Raw genomic sequence first — 20,318 nt, forward strand, 5'->3', positions numbered from 1 at the left:
GTTTTATGAAATTACTTAAGAGAGTAAGCATATTAGCTGTACTTATTACAGTGATTGCAGTATTTGCAGGCTGTGGTAAGGAAGCAACGGTTGTTGGAACATGGGAAGGAGATGATTATACTTATACTTTCAATGATGATGGAACAGGAATCCAGCAGATAGGAGAGATAAGCGTTTCAATTACTTCGTATGAAGCAAAAGATGGAAAGCTGAGCATAACAATCAGTTTCCTTGGGACAGAAGAGACAGATGAGTATACATATTCAATCAAGAAAAATGTACTTTCTTTAAGCGATGGAAACAATACAATAGAACTTAATAAGAAATAGTATTTTAAGACTTTTGCATTATATTCTGATGCGAAAGTCTTTTTTTGAAATTTATATATTTTTATACTTTACAAACTTTTAAATGTATGATAATATCCACAATATAAAAAGTACTTTTTAAATAATTTAATCAAGAGGAGGATTTGTATATGCATGATATTATTGAACATTATGGAAAGGTCGTTATAGCACTTGCGGGGGTACTTGCAGCAGTATTGCTTACAGCAGCAGTTGTTACTATTGTTTCAGACAGAACTAAAGGTGCTGTTAGTGACATTTCGTATAAGGAGCATATATATGATGCTATTGATGCGAGCAGACCTAATCAGTAATGTGAGGAATGTATATGGAGAAAGAACAGCTTCAGGAGCTGATAGAGAATAATAAAGAGGATATCTTTTCAGAGATTAAGGATGAGATATCTGATGATACTGTAACTGATATCGAGTGGGATGGATATAATCTTTGGATAACACAGTTGGGAAGAGGCTGCTATATTTCCATGAAAGAGCTTAGTGACAAGTATATGGATAATCTGTCTATAAGACTTGCCAATATTATGGGTGCATCTTTTAACAGAATGCACCCGATATTGGAGGCTAATACTGAATCTTTAAGAATCTCAATATGGCACGAATCAAGGTGTGGAAGAAAGAGCATGGCTATAAGAAAGATTCCAAGAAAGCTTAGATTTGGGCATGGTGACCTTGTAAAGTCTGATTATGCTCCTGAGAGTATTATTACATTGCTTGAGAATTGTGTGACGGCTCATCTTTCAACTGTAATTGGTGGACAGCCTCATGCAGGAAAGACAGAACTTCTTAAGTATCTGGCTACATTTATTCCGGCAGAAGAAAAGGTTGGTGTTTATGAGGATAATCAGGAGATACATTACAGGCAGATTAATCCACATAGCAAGTGTGTTGAGTTTTTTGTGGATTCTAAGATTACATATCAGGATATTATAAGAGCAGGTTTACGACATAACATTGACTGGGTTCTTCTTTCAGAATCAAGAGGACCAGAAGTTATGGAGCTTCTTAACAGTTTATCTACGGGAGCTTATTGTATGACGACTATGCATCTGGATGATATAAGGGATATGCCAGACAGAATGTATTCTATGCTGGGTAATGGAGAATCGTCAGACAGATTTATTAACAGTATATATAAGTATATTGATCTTGTGCTGCTTGTTGACTGTGATAGATTTGAAAGAAGACATATAAGCCAGGTGGGTTTTTTAAGCAGGAATCAGGGAGAGAATACATGTACTGTTATATATGAAGATGGGGAATTTCTGGATAGTGATATTCCACAGGATATTATGGATAAGTTTATTAAATACGGAATAGATGATCCGTATATATGGAGGCATAATTGAAGAAGATATTAAGATATTTATCTGTAAAGCAGTTAATGGAGGACATTGCAGATCTGAATGGCGTTATGTCTGTAAGAAGATTTGTTTTATCAACCATGCTTGCAGGAGTTGCTGTATATAGTGCATGTCTGTTGTACAGAATTAATTATATCGCAGCGTTATTTGTTATGATTCTGGCTGTAATTATGATTCCCGGACTGGTAAGGAATTATTTTATGGAAAGAAGTAAAGCGTCAAGATTTGCAGATGTGGATGTGTATCTTCACCAGATGACATACTCGTTTATCAGGAATCCGAAGGTTAATATAGCACTTCAGGATGCGTATGCAATCAGCAGCGGAAGACTGAAGAGATGTCTTTCACGGGCAATTGAAGAACTTCAATATGGAATGGGGGAAAGAGTATATGAAGATGCATTGAAGATTGTTGAAGAAGAATATGATTGTTCAAGAATACGGACACTTCATAAGTTCTTAGTTAGTGTAGAAGAAAAGGGTGGACGATACACAGGAGCAATGGAAGTGCTTCTGGAGGATTTTGACAGATGGGTTAATAATGTATATAAGTATCAGTCGGAGATAAGAAAGATAAAGCGGGATATTACTATAGGAATAATGATAAGCATGGTACTTGCAATGCTTACTACCGTTATGTGCAGTACTCTTAATATGTTTTCGAAAGAGCCGCTTAGCATAACAGATACACTGGCATATCAGTGCGTTTCCATTGTGTTTGTTGTTCTGTGTATGCTGTTTTACATATATACCCGTAAGCACTATGGTTGTGACTGGATAGGAGAAAACAGAACAGATAAGCAGATAATGCGTGATTATAATAATGTATTTAAGTCGGAAGCAAAGAAGATTACTTTAAAGATGATCCCGTTATGGGGGATTATGCTGCTTACAGTGATAATTCTCATATTAGTACAGTTAAAGATAGCGGCGATATGTGTTGCTGCAGTTATGGTTCTGTTTATAATAACGCCATTTACACAGAGAAAAGGTTCAGCAGGAAGAATTAAGAATGACTTATATTGTGGTTTTACAGAATGGCTAAGAGACTTAGCAGTTAATCTTGAAAATAAACCATTATTGTCAGCAGTTGAAGATACTTATGATAGCTGTCCTGTTATCATGAAAGAATCTTTAGGAAAGTTCATATATGAGATTGAACTCAATCCATCTGATATCATGCCATATTATAGTTTCTTAAGTGAATTTGATGTGATGGATATCCAATCGGCAGTCAGAATGTTGTATTCAATAGGAGATCTAGACAGGGACAGCATGAATCAGACGATTAATGCTCTCGTAAGAAGAAATTATGAATTATCAGATAAGGCAGAGGCTGCCAGATATCTTGACAGTACAAGCATGATGAGATTTTCTGAGTATATACCAACTTTTTTTGTGGCATTTAAGATGGCGGTTGATATGATGTTAGTTGTTAATATGTACTTATAATTGGAGGTGTATATTATATGAATCATATTATTGATGAATATGCAGGAGTGATAATTGGACTGATTGTATCTTATTCAATGATTAATATTTTTGGAAATATCTTTACAGGGGTGATAAGAATATGAAGGATGTTATTAATACATACGGAGAAGCAGTAATAGGAATGTGTGCAGTGGTGGTTGCCATGACAATGATTGGAATGTCTATGTCTGCGTACAGAAATATACTTTTAGGTGTGATAGGTTCATGCCTTGGATAGCAGATAAAGGGGGTATTAATGAAGGGGATAATTGAGACATCAGTTTATCTTGTTATATTTGCATTGGTATGTTTCTTTTCTATTGATTTCATAAGGATTAATCAGAGAGTTTCTGATGCAGGAGAGATAAGCCAGTATATTGAGAATTATATTGAAGCATATTGTGGGGATATTCCTGATAGTGAATTATCAGAGGAAGCTAGAGATAAGAAGCTTTATGTGTTAGCCAGGTCAGTTCAGAAAGGGGGTATGAGGCTTACATATGGAGACGTAAGCAGGGCAGGTGATTATGAATATATAGAATACACACTGGAATATCCGCTGTCTGCGGCTATGTTTGGTTATTCTTCGCAACATACATATAAAGGACTTGCACGTTACTTTGTAAGCTGAAGATATTTGAGAGGAGTTATTACATGTAGTGGTATTATTGTTGTTATAGCGTTAATAGTCATGATACATGCGTCGATAACAGGAAACAATATTAGAAGAGATGAAGTCAACAGAAGTCTTGACGGTGCAATGGATTTTGCATTTGACAGGATGGGTGATGTATATGCTGATAAATATTTTACAACATATGATGCTGGGAAAAGACAACAGATACTGACTGATCTGATGGAAGAATTTTGTGTGGTTTTAAGTGAAAGAGTTGCATCAGATGGTAATGTTACTGTTAAACTTATAGATTCAGATTTAGACAGAGGGTTGTTTCAGATTGGAGTTACAGAAGAATATGAATATCCATTTGGCGGAAGAACAGGAAAATGTTACTATGAAAAAACGTATTCCTTTAATTGACAAATGTTTTCTTATATCATAGAATATTCTGGTGTGCCTGAAAAGGAGCGTAATAGAATGATATGATAAGGAGATTATTATGGAACTTCAGATTTTACACTGGTTTGAATCATTACATAATCCTGTAACAGATCCGGTTATGTATGCTATAACCTGTCTTGGGAATGCTGGAATATTCTGGATTTTATTATGTGCGGCGTTCTTATTTATACCGGTATTTAAGAAAGACAGAAAGTTAGGACTTAGTATGGCAATTGGACTTATTCTGTCACTTATTATGTGTAACGGAATTATGAAGAATCTGTCAGCAAGAATAAGACCATTCAATGCAGATCCGACATTTGAGAATCTTTATGGAATCTTTAATGGCATTAAGGACTGGTCTTTCCCATCAGGACATACATCAGCTTCTTTTGCAGCGGCATTAGCTATTATATTGTGGGACAGAAAGAAAGGAATTCCCGCAGTTATACTTGCAGCTCTGATTGCAGTTTCAAGATTATATCTTACAGTTCATTATCCAACAGATGTACTTGCGAGTCTGTTACTTGGATCACTGTATGGAGTAATAGGTTATTTTGTTACAAAGCTTATTATGAAAAGATCAGAGAAAGCAAGAAAGGTGTTTTCAGGAGAAGAACCTTATAAGAAGCTTTTTGCCAAGGCATAACGAATATGTAACTATGTGACTGTTTTTAAGAAAGGACGATTGTATATCATGATGGATGTGGTATTTGATACTATTATTGATAGTGTTAAACTGTTGCCGTTTCTTTTTCTGACTTATCTTGCTATGGAGTATCTTGAACATAAGACAAGTGCCAGGACGAAGAAGTTTGTCAAGGATTCTGGCAAGGCTGGGCCTGTTATAGGAGCTTTACTTGGAGCTGTTCCACAGTGTGGTTTTTCTACAGCAGCATCTAACCTGTATGCAGGTAAAGTAATTACTATGGGAACGCTTATTGCCATCTTTATGTCTACTTCAGACGAGATGATACCAGTATTTTTATCAGAACAGGTAGATGTATTAGTGCTTGTCAAGCTTATACTCATTAAGGTTTTTATAGGTCTTATAATGGGTGTTGTAATTGATCTGATAGTGAGAAGAAGCAAGAAAAGTTATAATATGGTAGAAAAGATTGGACATGTATGTGATCATGACCACTGTGGTTGTGAGACAAGCATATTCAAGTCAGCGTTAAGACATACAATAACTATATTTGCATTTATTGTTGTTATATCTTTTGCACTTAATACTTTAATTCACTTTGTTGGTGAAGAGACTTTGGGGAATCTTATACTTAATAAGCCTGTTATTGGACCATTGATAGCGGGAATTATAGGTCTTATTCCTAACTGTGCATCATCAGTAGTATTAACACAGCTTTATATTGAAGGCGTACTTGGACTTGGCTCTCTTATGGCAGGACTGCTTGCCGGTTCGGGAGTAGGTATTCTTGTGCTGTTCAGAGAGAACGATGATATGAAGGATAATTTTAGAATTCTTGCGATTCTTTATGTGAGTGGTGTAGCATGGGGAATTATAATTGATGCATTATCAAAGATTATATTGTAAGATTGGCAATTTAACAGATTAATATTAATCTCCGGTTATTGTGAGTGTATCTTTCAGGATACATTTTTGATAATCGGAGATTTTTTTATTGAATTAGAAATAAAACAGTGATAGAATGACTTTTAGAAAGATACTTTATAAAAGTTTAACATGAGTTGAAAAAGGAGGTAGTGTTTTTGCAGAGTGTATTGGATGCTGGATTTAAGAAATATGGCAGAGTTATTGCTGATATTGATACCAGTGAAATAGAGAAACTTATGGATTCGTATGATATGCCTGAAGATGTTGTATATGTTGCAGGTGATGAAAAGCTTGAAAATACACAGATTCATAAGGTAATGGAAGAGAGTATATATGGTGGATGTCCTGTACAGACAGGGTATTGTAATGGACATAACCAGAAACTTAATGCACTGGAATATCACAGAAGTTCAGAAGTTAATATTGCGGCAACAGATATGATTCTGCTGCTTGGTAGCAGAGAAGATGTGAAAGACGATTTTACATATGAGACATCTAAGGTTGAAGGATTTTTTGTGCCTGAGGGAACTGCTATTGAGGTGTATGCAACAACTCTTCATTATGCACCATGCGGTGTGGATGGACAGGGCTTTAAGTGCGTAGTTGTACTTCCAAAGGGAACTAATCTTGATGTAGTTAATACTCATGCAACAGCAGAAGATAAGCTGCTTGCGGCATCTAATAAATGGCTGATAGCCCATGAAGATGCTCATATAGATGGAGCATTTAACGGCTTAAGGGGAGAGAATATAACAGTATAGGTTAAAGGAGATAAGTTATGAATAATACACCAGTTATGAAAATCGGTATTGTTGCAGTTTCAAGAGACTGCTTTCCAGAATCACTTTCAGTTACAAGAAGACAGAATCTTGTAAAGGCATATGAAGCAAAGTATGGCAATGGGGATATCTATGAATGTCCGGTATGTATCGTTGAGAGTGAGATACATATGATGCAGGCACTTGAGGATATTAAGGATGCAGGATGTAATGCACTCTGTGTATATCTTGGTAATTTCGGACCTGAAATTGCTGAGACAATGCTTGCAAAAAATTTCAACGGACCTAAGATGTTTATTGCGGCAGCAGAGGAGACATCAGCTAATGGAGGTCTTGTTCAGGGACGAGGCGATGCTTATTGTGGAATGCTTAACGCAAGCTATAATCTTAAGCTTCGTGGAGTTAAAGCATATATTCCGGAGTATCCTGTTGGAACAGCAGAAGAATGTGCAGATATGATTCATGAATTCATACCTGTAGCAAAGGCGGTATACGCATTAAGCAATCTTAAGATTATCAGCTTTGGCCCAAGACCTAACAATTTCCTTGCATGTAATGCACCAATCGCAGGTTTATATAATCTTGGTGTTGAGATTGAGGAAAATTCAGAGCTTGATTTATTCGAGAACTTTAATAAGCATGCAGGAGATGAAAGAATTCCTGATGTTGTAATGGATATGGAAAAAGAGCTTGGTACAGGAAATAAAAAGCCTGAAATCTTAAGCAGACTCGCACAGTATGAGCTTACATTAACTGACTGGGTTGAATCACATAAGGGCTCAAGAAAATATGTTGCAGTAGCAGGTAAATGCTGGCCGGCATTCCAGACACAGTTCGGATGTGTTCCTTGTTATGTCAACTCAAGACTTACTTCAAGAGGAATACCTGTATCATGCGAGGTTGATATATATGGTGCATTGAGTGAATTTATCGGAGAAGTTGTAAGTGACGATATTGTTACACTTCTTGATATTAATAATACAGTTCCAGCAGATATCTACAATGAGGATATCGCAGGCAGATATGCTTATACACAGAAGGATACATTTATGGGATTCCATTGTGGCAACACTGCATCGAGCAAATTGTCATTCTGCGAGATGAGAAACCAGATGATTATGGCACGTTCACTTCCTGAAGAAGTTACTAATGGTACACTTGAAGGGGATATCGTTCCGGGAGATATCACATTTTTCAGACTCCAGAATTCATCAGATAACAAGCTTTCCGCTTACATAGCACAGGGTGAAGTTCTTCCGGTAAGAACACGTTCATTTGGTGCAATAGGTATATTTGCTATTCCAGAGATGGGAAGATTCTACAGACATGTGCTTATTGAAGGCAATTTTCCACATCATGGTGCAGTTGCATTCGGACATTTTGGAAAGACACTTTTTGATGTGTTTAAGTATATCGGCGTTGAAGATGTGTCATTCAACCAGCCTAAGGGCATGCTTTACAAGAGCGAGAATCCATTTGCATAAACAGATGCGGTTATAGATATATGATTGCGGAAAGGAGTCTGGTATGAATTATATAGGAATTGACCTTGGAACTTCGTCGGTCAAGCTTGTTCTTATGGACACAGCAGGACATATCATTGCAAATGTTTCAAAGAGTTATCCGATTGATTACCCTAAGGCCGGCTGGTCAGAGCAGAATCCTTATGACTGGTATGATGCATGTATGGAAGGCATGAAGGAGCTGCTTGACGGACAGGATGAATCAACAGTTGGTGGTATCAGCTTTGGTGGACAGATGCATGGACTTGTTATTCTTGATAAGAATGATGAGGTTATTAGACCGGCTATTTTATGGAATGACGGAAGAACAACGAAGCAGTGTGAGTACCTGAATGAAGTGATAGGCAGGGATAAGTTATCAGAATATACAGCAAATATTGCATTTGCAGGTTTCACAGCACCTAAGATATTGTGGGTGAAGGAGAATGAACCGGATAATTTTGCTAAGATAGACAAGATAATGCTTCCAAAGGATTATATTGCGTATTGTCTTACAGGTGTGCATTGTACAGATGTTTCAGATGCTTCGGGCATGCTGCTGTTTGATGTGAAGAATAGGCGTTGGTCGCGCCAGATGCTTGATATATGTGGCGTGACAGAGGCACAGATGCCACGCATCTTTGAAAGTAGTGAGTGTGTTGGTACGGTAAAGAAGAATATTGCAGATGAGCTTGGAATAGGAAGTGAAGTAATTGTTGCAGCCGGTGCAGGTGATAATGCAGCTGCTGCAGTAGGCACTGGTACTGTCGGTGACGGACATTGTAATGTTTCTTTGGGAACAAGCGGTACAATATTCATTTCAAGCAAGGAATTCGGAGTGGATTCCAATAATGCACTGCATTCTTTCGCACATGCGGATGGAAAATATCATCTTATGGGCTGTATATTAAGTGCAGCATCAGCTAATGGATGGTGGATGGACAAGATACTCGGAACTAATGATTACACAGGTGAACAGTCGCAGATAACAGATGATGACCTTGGCAATAATAATGTGTATTTCCTTCCATATCTGATGGGTGAGAGATCACCGCATAATGACGAATTTGCAAGAGGCACATTTACAGGAATGACAATGGATACTGAGCGTAAGGATATGACACAGGCAGTTCTGGAAGGCGTTGCATTTGCAATAAGGGACTGCTTCGAGGTTGCTAAGAGTCTTGGTATAAGAGTGGAGTCAACCCGTATGTGCGGTGGTGGCGCTAAGTCAGAACTGTGGTGTAAGATTATGGCTAATGTACTTGGAATTCCTGTGGAACTGTTAGAGTCAGAGGAAGGTCCTGCTATGGGTGCGGCAATGCTTGCCATGGTTGCAGCCGGGGAGTATAATTGCGTTGAAGATGCGTCTAATGCTCTCGTTAAAGTACGAAAGACAATAAGACCAGACGAGAAGATAATAGAAAGATACGAGGATAAGTACAATAAGTTCAGATGTATCTATCCTGCAATGAAGAATGTATTCAGAACAATTAATGAGTGATTAACAAGGAGAATTTTATTATGAAGTTTTTTATTGATACTGCAAATGTTGAAGATATCCGTAAGGCTAATGACATGGGAGTTATCTGTGGAGTAACCACTAATCCATCCCTTATCGCCAAAGAAGGAAGAGATTTCAAGGAGGTTATCAAGGAGATTACTTCTATTGTTGACGGACCTATAAGTGGTGAGGTTAAGGCTACTACTGAGGATGCAGAAGGGATGATCAAAGAGGGAAGAGAGATTGCAGCAATCCACCCTAACATGGTTGTTAAGATTCCTATGACAGTTGAAGGCCTTAAGGCTACTAAGGTGTTATCATCTGAGGGAATAAAGGTTAATGTTACATTAATATTCTCAGCTAATCAGGCGCTTTTAGCTGCAAGAGCAGGTGCAGCATATGTGTCCCCTTTCCTTGGAAGACTTGATGATATATCACAGCCGGGCATTAATCTTATTCAGGATATTGCAGATATATTTGCTAATTATGATCTTAAGACAGAGATTATCTGTGCAAGTGTAAGAAATCCAATACATATTACATACTGCGCACTTGCAGGAGCTGATATTGCAACAGTACCATATAAGGTAATTGAGCAGATGGTTCATCATCCGCTTACAGATGCAGGAATTGAGAAGTTCAAGAAAGATTATATTGCTGTATTTGGCGAATTATGTAACTGACACACAAGTTAACCGGGATTAAGCGAGAGGTAATGGATGGATTCATCACAGAAACTAACGAACACGGATGTAAAAAAACTTAATAAAAACCGTATATTCAGACTGATATATAATTCGGATAAGATATCAAGGCAGGAGATAGCAGACCAGTTAGGTCTGTCTCTGCCGACGGTCAATCAGAATCTTAAGATGCTCATGGAAGATGGGCTTATAGAATATGTTGGCAATTTCACTTCAACGGGTGGAAGAAGGGCACAGGCAATTACTATTAATAATAATGCAAGAAAAGCTATCAGCGTGAATATCAAAGCTGACTATATTAATGTAGATGTAGTCGGGCTTAAAGGCCAGATTATATACAGTATGGCTGTTAAAGCACATTTTAGCAAGAGCAGTGCATATATTGAGAAGCTTACAGATGCGGTAAGACATGCAGTGGATTATGTTGGAGCAGACGCAGATGACATTCTGGGAGTTGGCGTTACAGTTCCAGGAATACTTGATGATGAAAAGCAGATTCTTATCTCAGCACCACCATTAAAAGCTAAGAACTATGATTTTACAAGGCTTATATCAGCTATTGATTATCCGGTCGTAGTGATGAACGATGCGAGGGCAGAGGCATACGCAGACCACTGGTTTAATGGAAAGCCTGAAGATGAAAAAATATATATTATGCTTGGTGAAGGTGTCGGAGGTGCATATATTAACGCTTCCGCAATCAGAAATGGTGTTCATAACCGTGGTGGCGAATTCGGACATATGGTTATTCACCCTGGAGGAAAGCAGTGCCTGTGTGGTAAGAAGGGCTGTTTTGAAGCATATGTTTCAGAAAAGGTATTATCATCAGAGCTTGATATGACACTTGACAATTTCTTTGAACTGGCAGCGCAGGGAAATAAGAATAATTCCAATGTGTTAGATGAATATATGGACAATCTGGCTCTTGGAATTAATAACATATACACGATGATGGACTGTGATATTGTTCTTGGCGGAACAGTTGCACCATATCTTAAGCAATATGATAATAGTATTAAAGAACGTCTTGTTAATGATTATTCCTTTGATACTGATGCGGATTATTTAAGAATATCAGATGGCGGTGGCAGAAAATCAGGGCTTGGTGCAGCATTAAGTTTTGTTGCCAGATTTATTGATGGTGTGGAATAATGAAAGCTTATAAGATAGCGTGAAGTAGTGATTCTTGCTGCATGAGTGCTGAATGCTATGATGCGTCAGAGGGTTGCATAAGCTTGGAATGCCTCTGTGTTTACCTATAAAAAAGATGTAAAGTGTGTGATTTATAGGTGAATTTCAAATCTGACTATTAAGATAGATAAAAATAATGCTTAAAATACCTATAAGGAGTCGATTAATGACTTCTTATAGGTGTTTTTTTGCTTTGAAGAAGAATTTTTGCTGAAATTGGTTGGAAAACTCCTATAAATTAGTTGAAATAATGGGTTTTATAGGATAAGAACCTGAGAAAAAGATACTTACAGGCTGAAAAATCGTGAATTATATGAAAAGTTACCTATAAATTAACAGGTATGAGGATTCTAATAGGACAGAAGCGAAAATAAACACATAAGAAACACATACATGAGTGTTTTATAGGAAATGAGTTTCCAGTATCACTCATCAAGACTTTTCATCTTCATTGCACTCATAAGTCCTCTCGCTGATAATAAACCTGGGTCTATTCTTGACCTCCATATATATCTTCCCGATGTATTCCCCGATAACCCCGAGGCACATAAGCTGTATTCCCCCCATGAAGCATACGATACATACTGTGCTTGCCCAGCCGGTTACTGTGTTGCCGAGCAGGTTGTCAACGACAGCCCATATAACACCGATAAAGCTGAGGATTGAAACGATAATACCAAGTGACATAACAAGACGGAGTGGTTTTACACTAAGGCTTGTTATGCCGTTTAATGCAAGGTTAAGCATTTTGCTGAAAGGATAGTGCGACTTTCCGGCAAGTCGTTCGCTTCTTGAATAATATACGCTTGAGCTCTTAAAACCGACAAGCGGGATAAGCCCACGAAGGTACAGATTAGTTTCTTTGAATTGTGCCAGTTCATTAATCACACGCTTTGATAAAAGCCTGTAATCGGCATGGTTATATACAGTTTCTGCGCCAAGCTTTGCCATGATTTTATAGAAGCCTTTGGCTGTGTTTCTTTTAAAAAATGTATCTGTTGAACGGTCATTTCTTACACCATAGACGATATCACAGCCATCGTGGTAAGCGTCAACCATATCTTCCATTGCATGAATATCATCCTGTCCGTCACAATCTATAGATATAGTCATATCAGCATACTGGGAAGCCTCCATAAGACCGGCAAGCACACTGCTCTGGTGTCCGCGGTTACGGCTCTGGCTTATTCCGATGAAATGTTCATCCTTCTTTGATAAATCCGTAATTATATCCCATGTACTGTCAGAACTTCCATCATTGACAAACATTATTCTGCTGCCAGAACTGATTTTGCCGGCTTTGATTAGATGGTTAAGTTCATCAAGAAACATGCCTGAGGTAACAGGCAGAACCTGTTCCTCGTTGTAGCATGGAATTACAATATATAAACAATCAGGTCTGTTCATAAAAACCTCCCGTTAAAGTTTTTGTTGTTCAATAGTGTATTCCCTGTATTGTCTGTAACTCTTATTATCCTGATTAAGAATAATAAAACGGTTGAATATAATTGCTATGAATAAAAGAATTACAGCGAATACACCACATTTGTATAAATGCTTCTTTGTGACTGAGGACAGTTTCTTTGCCATGCTGTAAAAACCAATAATACTAAGAGGCAGTAACAGCATGAAATAAGGAAGCGTGTACTGGCATTTGCCTTCCCAGAACAGGTGGAATATGAAACCACCTATAAAAGTAAGAGGAAGCACAGCAGCACCTGCGAAAGTACCTTCAATAAGTGTATTCACAGCATAAAGCATACTTCCAAATAAAATAATACTCTGCATTATATTAAGAAATGCGATAAATGTTGAACTTCCCTTTAGTGAAAGAATATCCGAGATAACAGGGCTTTTCTCAATATCACTGCTGCGGACATTGGTTATCCAGAAACACTGGAATTCAGGGTTATTCCACTGAGAGGCAACTTTCTTCGAAAGAAATGATGTAAATGCTTTGTGGTTGTTTTTATATGTGTCAATATAACCTTTAATCTCTGCTTTAGAAACCTCAGCTTCTTTCTTAGTATCGTAATCGTTATTCTCGTAAAATGCAGCAATACGTCCGCTGTACCAGCCGTCTGCATAAACATTGCCATCAGATGGGTGAAGTCCCATGGCAATCCATGTCCAGCTTGAAGCACCGCTTCCAAGATTGCAGCCGGAAATCTTTTCTATAACAAGCTTTGGAACAACGGCCTGAATTGCAAATCCTGCAATTACGGCACATGTAACAAGAATAATCTGTATATTTCTGTGTCTTAGTGCTTCTGCAACCGTATAGATTATGAGTGCAATCATGAATATAAGATAATTATTTTTAACCATAACGCTTAACATCATGGAAACAGCACTTATAACAATATATGAAATCTTAAAGCTGTTAAATTCTTTAAGGCTGTCAATAAAAAGCATTGTGTATTTGAAAGCGGAAGTGGCAAAGAATAATCCTGCAATATTGCCATATATGAATACGCTGTAGAGAGTCCATGGGAAAAACAGAATTCCCAGTATAATAGTGGACAGGCTTGCAATCCGCGGAAGCTTTAAAATCCCAAGTATGTCAGAAAACATCTTGTAAGTGAATACAATCATAACAACATTAAGAAGCTGCCAGAATAAGTAATTATAGTCACCAACTATGAAACCTATAATGTATTCAATGAACAGAAGCCCAATCTGGTTAGTGTATTTTGCTATATAGCCATTGTACCGGAATGCCGAATAATCACCGTTTCTAAGTCCTCTTGCAGCATCAAGTACATAATACTGGTCAGCGCCTGCATTACTCTGCGTAAGCAGAACCCAGGCAGCACCGCTTATACCAATTATAATAAGACATATATTGCGGATTCGTATAAATGTTTTCTCGTTATTGGAAAGATAACTGTTAATTCTGGTGAAAATGTTATTTCTCACAAGATAAAAGACTGCAGCAATAAGAACTACAAGTATGATTATATGAAGCCATGCATGGTCTCCTGTGTAATAAGTGTGTTCACTTGCATCAGATGTCAGTCTGCTCGTACTGAAAATGCTTAGCAGAAACAGCCATATGTTAATAATAAGAAACAGACCTAAAACAATATATCTGTATACTGAATAAAGAGTTTTAGACATAATATTCTTCCCCCAGTTGGAATTAATGAAATACTAATCTAAATAATAACATATGATTACATCTATTGAAAGTTGTAAAATCAAATGATTTTGATTATAATGTAGTCATATTTTTTTGGGAGGATATAAACAATGATAGCTGATTCAATGGTTTCTTTAGTAAAAAACAGTTCGGTAATCCGTGCAATGTTCGAGGAAGGCAACAGACTTGCCAAGTTATACGGAGCAGAGAATGTGTATGATTTCTCACTTGGTAACCCTAATGTTCCAGCACCTGCAGAGGTTAATGAAGCAGTTAAGGATATAGTAGATAATGAAGAATCAACATTTATACATGGCTATATGAGTAATGCAGGATATGAGGATGTGAGACAGACTATAGCTGAGTCACTTAATAGAAGATTCGGAACACATTTTAACCATACTAATATTGTAATGACTGTTGGAGCAGCAGGCGGGCTTAATACAATATTCAAGACATTACTTAATCCGGGCGAAGAGGTTATGACATTTGCGCCATTCTTTGGTGAATACAGGAATTATGTAAGCAATTTTGGCGGAAAATTAGTGGTTGTTTCACCTAACACTGTGGATTTCCAGCCTAAGCTTGACGAGTTTGAAGCAAAGATAACACCTAAGACAAGAGCTGTTATCGTTAATAATCCTAATAACCCGACAGGTGTTGTATATTCAGAGGATACTATAAAGAAGATGGCTGCTATTATGGATAAGAAGCAGAAGGAGTACGGAACAGAGATTTACTTAATAGCAGATGAACCATACAGAGAGTTAGCTTATGACGGTGTTGATGTTCCATATCTTACTAAATATTACGACAATACTATTGTTGGTTATTCATACAGTAAGTCGCTTTCACTTCCAGGTGAGCGAATCGGATATCTTGTTATTCCTGATGAGGTTACAGATTCAGAAGATGTTAAGTCAGCAGCTTCTGTAGCTACAAGAATTTTAGGATTCGTTAATGCGCCTTCACTTATGCAGAGAGTTGTTGCAAAATGTGTTGATGCACAGGTTAATCTTGAGGCATATGACAAGAACAGAAAGGCAATATACGAAGGACTTACAAGGTTAGGCTTTGAGTGTGTAAAGCCAGAGGGTGCTTTCTATCTTTTCGTAAAGTCACCTGTTGAAGATGAAACTGTTTTCTGTGAGGCAGCCAAGAAACACAATATCCTTATGGTTCCTGCGTCATCATTTGGATGCCCTGGATATGTTAGAATTGCATACTGTGTATCTTATGAGACAATTGTTAATTCATTACCACATTTTGCAGAAGTTGCTAAAGAGATGGGATTATAATTATTCGTGAAAGAAGAGGACTTATATATGAAGACATGGGAGAAGAATATCAGAAGAGTTGAGCCATATGTGCCGGGAGAGCAGCCTAAGGTTAAAGATGTTGTAAAGCTTAATACCAACGAGAATCCATATCCTCCAACACCTAAGGTGCATGAGGCAGCAGAGAGAATGAATATCAGTGATTTAAGACTTTATCCGGATCCTGAGGTTACAGACCTTGTACATGCAATTGCAGCTTATTATGGAATGAATGATAATCAGGTATTCGTAGGAGTTGGTTCTGATGATGTATTGTCAATGTGTTTCCTGACATTCTTTAATTCAGACAAGCCAATACTGTTTCCTAATATCTCATATTCTTTCTACAGTGTATGGGCTGACCTTTACAGAATTCCATATGAGAAGCAGCCGCTTGATAAGGATTTTAATATAATTCCAGAAGATTATTACAAGGAGAATGGCGGAGTGGTATTCCCTAACCCTAATGCTCCTACAGCACTTTATATGGAACTTGATAAGGTTGAAGATATTATAAAACATAATCAGGATGTAGTTGTTATTGTTGATGAGGCTTATATTGATTTTGGCGGAAAGTCAGCAATGGAGCTTGTCAATAAGTATGAAAATGTGTTGGTTGTACAGACATTTTCTAAATCACGTTCAATGGCTGGTATGAGAATAGGTTACTGTTTTGGTAATCCAGAGCTTATAAAGGCACTTAATGATGTCAAATTCTCATTCAATTCGTACACAATGAACAGAACTTCAATAAGCTATGGCATTGAGTCTGTCAATGATAAGGAATACTTTGAAGAGTGCGTGGGTAAGATAGTTAAGACCAGAGAGAATGCTAAGGAAAGACTTTCACAGTTAGGCTTCTCATTCCCGGACTCTAAGGCTAACTTTATATTTGCAACACACAAGAGTGTTTCGGCTAAGGAAATATTTGAAAAACTTAAAGAAAAGAACATATTTGTCAGATATTTTAACCAGCCACTTATTGATAATTACTTAAGAATTTCAATAGGAACTGATGAGCAGATGGAAAAGCTTTACGCTGCGTTAGAAGAGATAACAGGACAGGTTAAGTAATATGGGAATACCTTTTGAACAGAGAAATTTTCAGAAAGAGCTTGATAAGAAGATAGCGGGCTTCCAGAAGGACGGAATTGTACCGACTCTGCTTCTTCACAGCTGCTGTGCACCGTGTAGCAGCCATTGCATAGAGTATCTTTCTGATTATTTCCATATAACTGTATTCTACTATAATCCGAATATATCTGCTGAGGAAGAGTACAGAAAAAGAGTTGAAGAACAGAAGAGATTCATCAGTGAATTTCCAGCAAAGTATAAGGTTTCTTTCATAGAAGGCGATTATGATACTAAGGAATTCTATGACATAGCTAAAGGATATGAACAGTGCAGAGAAGGTGGGGAGAGATGCTTCCGTTGTTATGAGCTGCGGCTTAAAAAGACCTGTGAGACTGCAAAGGCTGGTGGATTTGATTATTTTACGACAACGCTTACAATAAGTCCTCTAAAGAACAGCGTCAGGCTTAATGAAATAGGTTTAAAGCTTTCAGAGGAATATGATATGCCATATCTTTTATCTGATTTTAAGAAAAAAGAGGGATATAAGCGTTCTATTGAGCTTTCACATGAGTATAATCTATACAGGCAGAATTATTGCGGATGTGTCTATTCGCGTTGATTTTTGTACAATAAGTATGATATACTAAAACAAGATTTTGAGGTGATTAAATTTAAAGAGTAGATTGCATTATAATGCGTGAATTGGAGGATAATACTATGGCAAAGAAACATGGATTGGCTAAGGTTGTTTTAGGAGTAGGCGCTGCTGCTGTAGCAGGCAAGGTTGCTTTTGATAAGTTCAAGCAGACTAAGGAAAGATTCGCTAAAGAAGAGAATGATAGTTTTGATGATGAAATCCGTAAGTATAATGCTATCGGAGAGAAGAAGGTTATAGAGGTTGAAGACGAGGTATTTGCTGGCTGCGAGCTTAAAGCAGTGGCTTCTAAGGCAGTACTAGACCTTGGTCTTGCAGTGTTTGAGAAGGATGTATATATTAATTTCTCAAGTAATGCAAGTTCAGTAACTATTATTCTTCCAGAAGGTGTCAATGCAACATGTGATATTTCAAGAAAGATAGCAGGAGTTAAGAACCTTGTTGATAATGTTGATGAGGAAGGAATCCATACAGTATATATTATTGGTAAGGCTGTATGCAGTAATGTAGAAGTTATTCCTGTTAATTTCTATGTCGATGAAGAAGATGAGGAAGATTCTGATTTTGTTGATGAGGATGACTGCCTTGCATCAGATGATGATTTTGATGATGATGTTATATTTGATGAGAAAGACGGAGACGTTGAGGTTGAAGTCAAGGTAATCAATGAGAAGGCAGATAGCAAGGAAGAAGAAAAGCCTGAAAAGGAAGAATCTGATGATGATACAGAAGAAACAGAGACAATTAATCTTGAAGAAGTGTAATAACTTCACTATGCTAAAGAATTATGAAGAACAGAGATAAGATATTAGATTACTTTGATAATGTGGCAGATGGCACAATTGTGTCGGCTAATGATATGTATGAGCATGGATTTGAGAGGATGAATCAGGAAGCATTCTTCCGGGCTGTCGAAAGGCTCTCTGACGAGGGTGAGATAATCCGTGTTGGAAGAGGTATGTATATTAAGAAATCAGACGCACAGGGAGATATTACAGAGCTTTTACTGAATTATTTCTTTGGAGAGGATAATTCAAGCGGAATGTTTACCGGAATACACCTGTATAACAAATATTTGCTTACGAATGTTAAGTCTGATAATATAAGCTTGTATTCTAACGTGTGTAAGCAGTCTGTATGTCATATTGGTAATATAGAGGTGAAAAGACCTGCAGTAGAACTTGATTTTGATAATACAAGAATTATTGAGGCAATGGAGATATTCCAGAATTATTTTGACATTCCTGAACTTGATAAAACTAAGTTTGCAAGATATGCAAAGCAGTTTGCAAGGGGTTATGATGATGAGGCCGCGGTAACAGTATTGCGAAGCATGAAGTATAAGAAAAGATCAATTGCTTTTATGAAGAAGGTACTTGATACATACAAGGTTCCTAATACTTTATCTCAGTTTTTAAGTAATGCTTCACATTATAAAGTGCCAACATTTAATAAGCTCGCAAGATAATTAAGAATTGGCTTATCTAAGGAAAGGACAGAATATGAAGAAGATAATGATTGCATCAGATATACACGGTTCTGCATATTATTGCAGAAAGCTGCTTGAAAGATATGAAGCAGAGAAGCCAGACAGACTCGTTCTTTTAGGTGATATACTATATCATGGTCCGAGAAATGACCTGCCTAAGGAATATGCACCTAAGGAGGTTATTGCAATGCTCAATCCTTTACGCAATGAGATTATATGCGTAAGAGGTAATTGTGATACAGAGGTTGACCAGATGGTGCTTGACTTTAATGTACTTGCAGAGCAGGCATATCTTAATTTCAATGACAGATCAATCGTTCTTGCACATGGACACAAGCTTGATGAGAAGAATATACCTGCATTAAAGGAAGGCGATATTCTACTTTGCGGACACACACATGTACCTAAGTGTGAGAAGAGAGATAATTACATATACATGAATCCTGGTTCAGTTTCAATTCCTAAAGAAAACTCAGAACACAGTTATATGATACTGGAGGATAAGTTCTACTGGAAGAACCTCGATGGGGAAGAGTACATGGAATATTAATATATCATATTTATTTTATACATTTTTAATTGCTTTTATTGGGTTGTGTGTTACCATATGTATGTTGATGTGAATTACTTCAATATATAGAAAGGGAATGTTTTTTATGAACCGATTTAAGCAGAGTTTTTCAAGATTTATGTATGGAAGATATGGCATGGACCAGCTTTCGAGATGTTTATCATATGTAGTTCTTGTTCTGATTATACTTACTTTCTTTTTAAGGAGTAATGTAATATATACAGTAGCACTCCTTGGTATTGTGTACATATATTTCAGAATGTTTTCAAGAAATATATCAAGAAGAAGTGCTGAAAACCAGAAGTATATGAAGATTCATTATAAATTTATGAGTAGGTTTAACAAGGTAAGAGCAAGAATTAAGGACAGTAAGACACATAGAATTTTCAAATGTCCAAGCTGTGGGCAGAAGATAAGAGTTCCTAAGGGAAAGGGCAGAATTAGTATTAAGTGTCCTAAGTGTCGTATAGAATTTATCAAGAAAACATGATATTTAACTAATTAACGGCTGGTGCGTATGCATCAGCTGTTTTCATGTTATAGGAGATGTCAGCA

23 protein-coding genes are annotated in these 20,318 nt (G+C 37.2%); 21 read left to right on the forward strand and 2 right to left on the reverse strand.

Annotated elements, in window-relative coordinates:
• Window positions 1–5 precede the first annotated feature (5 nt).
• From GKE48_RS12410 to GKE48_RS12475, 14 genes are all read left to right on the forward strand, one after another.
• The gene (locus GKE48_RS12410; RefSeq protein ID WP_022098062.1) at window positions 6–329 is read left to right on the forward strand and encodes a DUF5640 domain-containing protein; all 324 of its coding nucleotides are present in this window, start codon (window positions 6–8) and stop codon (window positions 327–329) included.
• A 149-nt stretch (window positions 330–478) separates the two neighbouring features.
• Complete coding sequence (locus tag GKE48_RS12415) at window positions 479–661, forward strand: hypothetical protein (protein ID WP_022098061.1); 183 nt, start codon at window positions 479–481, stop codon at window positions 659–661.
• A gap of 14 nt (window positions 662–675) precedes the next feature.
• A complete protein-coding gene (locus tag GKE48_RS12420; protein WP_022098060.1) occupies window positions 676–1,713 on the forward strand; it encodes an ATPase, T2SS/T4P/T4SS family in 1,038 nt (345 codons plus the stop codon).
• Complete coding sequence (locus tag GKE48_RS12425; RefSeq protein WP_022098059.1) at window positions 1,710–3,179, forward strand: hypothetical protein; 1,470 nt, start codon at window positions 1,710–1,712, stop codon at window positions 3,177–3,179. The genes GKE48_RS12420 and GKE48_RS12425 overlap by 4 nt, the downstream gene beginning before the upstream one ends.
• Window positions 3,180–3,300: 121 nt before the next feature.
• The gene (locus GKE48_RS12430) at window positions 3,301–3,438 is read left to right on the forward strand and encodes a hypothetical protein (protein ID WP_022098057.1); all 138 of its coding nucleotides are present in this window, start codon (window positions 3,301–3,303) and stop codon (window positions 3,436–3,438) included.
• A gap of 18 nt (window positions 3,439–3,456) precedes the next feature.
• The gene (locus GKE48_RS12435) at window positions 3,457–3,831 is read left to right on the forward strand and encodes a hypothetical protein (protein WP_022098056.1); all 375 of its coding nucleotides are present in this window, start codon (window positions 3,457–3,459) and stop codon (window positions 3,829–3,831) included.
• Window positions 3,832–3,837: 6 nt separating this feature from the next.
• Entirely contained in the window at window positions 3,838–4,239 is a 402-nt protein-coding gene (locus tag GKE48_RS12440; RefSeq protein ID WP_022098055.1) for a hypothetical protein, read from the forward strand.
• 79 nt (window positions 4,240–4,318) lie between these two features.
• Window positions 4,319–4,909: a phosphatase PAP2 family protein gene (locus GKE48_RS12445; RefSeq protein ID WP_022098054.1), complete on the forward strand. Its 591-nt coding sequence runs from the start codon at window positions 4,319–4,321 to the stop codon at window positions 4,907–4,909.
• 48 nt (window positions 4,910–4,957) lie between these two features.
• The gene (locus tag GKE48_RS12450) at window positions 4,958–5,815 is read left to right on the forward strand and encodes a putative manganese transporter (protein WP_022098053.1); all 858 of its coding nucleotides are present in this window, start codon (window positions 4,958–4,960) and stop codon (window positions 5,813–5,815) included.
• 170 nt (window positions 5,816–5,985) lie between these two features.
• Complete coding sequence (locus GKE48_RS12455) at window positions 5,986–6,597, forward strand: DUF4867 family protein (protein ID WP_334296469.1); 612 nt, start codon at window positions 5,986–5,988, stop codon at window positions 6,595–6,597.
• Window positions 6,598–6,614: 17 nt separating this feature from the next.
• Window positions 6,615–8,099 carry an L-fucose/L-arabinose isomerase family protein gene (locus GKE48_RS12460; protein ID WP_022098051.1) on the forward strand — a complete coding sequence of 495 codons (1,485 nt, stop codon included), beginning with the start codon at window positions 6,615–6,617 and terminating at the stop codon, window positions 8,097–8,099.
• Between the two features lie 43 nt (window positions 8,100–8,142).
• Window positions 8,143–9,621, forward strand: coding sequence for a xylulokinase (gene xylB, locus GKE48_RS12465; RefSeq protein ID WP_022098050.1), 1,479 nt, complete (start codon window positions 8,143–8,145; stop codon window positions 9,619–9,621).
• Between the two features lie 20 nt (window positions 9,622–9,641).
• The gene (gene fsa, locus GKE48_RS12470; protein ID WP_154301210.1) at window positions 9,642–10,304 is read left to right on the forward strand and encodes a fructose-6-phosphate aldolase; all 663 of its coding nucleotides are present in this window, start codon (window positions 9,642–9,644) and stop codon (window positions 10,302–10,304) included.
• 36 nt (window positions 10,305–10,340) lie between these two features.
• On the forward strand, window positions 10,341–11,477 hold the full coding sequence (locus GKE48_RS12475) for an ROK family transcriptional regulator (protein WP_154301211.1): 1,137 nt from the start codon (window positions 10,341–10,343) through the stop codon (window positions 11,475–11,477).
• A gap of 471 nt (window positions 11,478–11,948) precedes the next feature.
• Here the strand turns inward: GKE48_RS12475 and GKE48_RS12480 are convergent, their stop codons facing one another.
• Together GKE48_RS12480 and GKE48_RS12485 are read right to left on the reverse strand one after the other, a co-directional pair.
• Window positions 11,949–12,923, reverse strand: a complete 975-nt coding sequence (locus GKE48_RS12480; RefSeq protein WP_154301212.1) for a glycosyltransferase family 2 protein — start codon at window positions 12,921–12,923, stop codon at window positions 11,949–11,951.
• Window positions 12,924–12,935: 12 nt separating this feature from the next.
• Window positions 12,936–14,636, reverse strand: coding sequence for a glycosyltransferase family protein (locus GKE48_RS12485; RefSeq protein WP_154301213.1), 1,701 nt, complete (start codon window positions 14,634–14,636; stop codon window positions 12,936–12,938).
• Window positions 14,637–14,768: 132 nt separating this feature from the next.
• Between GKE48_RS12485 and GKE48_RS12490 the strand changes: the two genes are divergently transcribed.
• The 7 genes from GKE48_RS12490 to GKE48_RS12520 all read left to right on the forward strand — a co-directional run bounded on the left by GKE48_RS12490 (window position 14,769) and on the right by GKE48_RS12520 (window position 20,253).
• Complete coding sequence (locus GKE48_RS12490; protein WP_055216731.1) at window positions 14,769–15,956, forward strand: pyridoxal phosphate-dependent aminotransferase; 1,188 nt, start codon at window positions 14,769–14,771, stop codon at window positions 15,954–15,956.
• A 27-nt stretch (window positions 15,957–15,983) separates the two neighbouring features.
• Window positions 15,984–17,048, forward strand: coding sequence for a histidinol-phosphate transaminase (hisC, locus tag GKE48_RS12495; protein WP_055216729.1), 1,065 nt, complete (start codon window positions 15,984–15,986; stop codon window positions 17,046–17,048).
• A 1-nt stretch (window position 17,049) separates the two neighbouring features.
• Window positions 17,050–17,667 carry an epoxyqueuosine reductase QueH gene (locus GKE48_RS12500; protein ID WP_118391088.1) on the forward strand — a complete coding sequence of 206 codons (618 nt, stop codon included), beginning with the start codon at window positions 17,050–17,052 and terminating at the stop codon, window positions 17,665–17,667.
• A gap of 98 nt (window positions 17,668–17,765) precedes the next feature.
• Complete coding sequence (locus GKE48_RS12505) at window positions 17,766–18,467, forward strand: hypothetical protein (protein WP_243138506.1); 702 nt, start codon at window positions 17,766–17,768, stop codon at window positions 18,465–18,467.
• A 23-nt stretch (window positions 18,468–18,490) separates the two neighbouring features.
• Window positions 18,491–19,171 carry a type IV toxin-antitoxin system AbiEi family antitoxin domain-containing protein gene (locus GKE48_RS12510; protein WP_154301215.1) on the forward strand — a complete coding sequence of 227 codons (681 nt, stop codon included), beginning with the start codon at window positions 18,491–18,493 and terminating at the stop codon, window positions 19,169–19,171.
• Window positions 19,172–19,205: 34 nt separating this feature from the next.
• A complete protein-coding gene (gene yfcE / locus GKE48_RS12515; protein WP_012738882.1) occupies window positions 19,206–19,742 on the forward strand; it encodes a phosphodiesterase in 537 nt (178 codons plus the stop codon).
• A 106-nt stretch (window positions 19,743–19,848) separates the two neighbouring features.
• Window positions 19,849–20,253 carry a hypothetical protein gene (locus GKE48_RS12520; RefSeq protein WP_055288081.1) on the forward strand — a complete coding sequence of 135 codons (405 nt, stop codon included), beginning with the start codon at window positions 19,849–19,851 and terminating at the stop codon, window positions 20,251–20,253.
• Window positions 20,254–20,318 lie beyond the last annotated feature (65 nt).

It is taken from the genome of Lachnospira eligens (genome assembly GCF_009680455.1).
Classification (GTDB): Bacteria; Bacillota; Clostridia; order Lachnospirales; family Lachnospiraceae; genus Lachnospira; species Lachnospira eligens_A.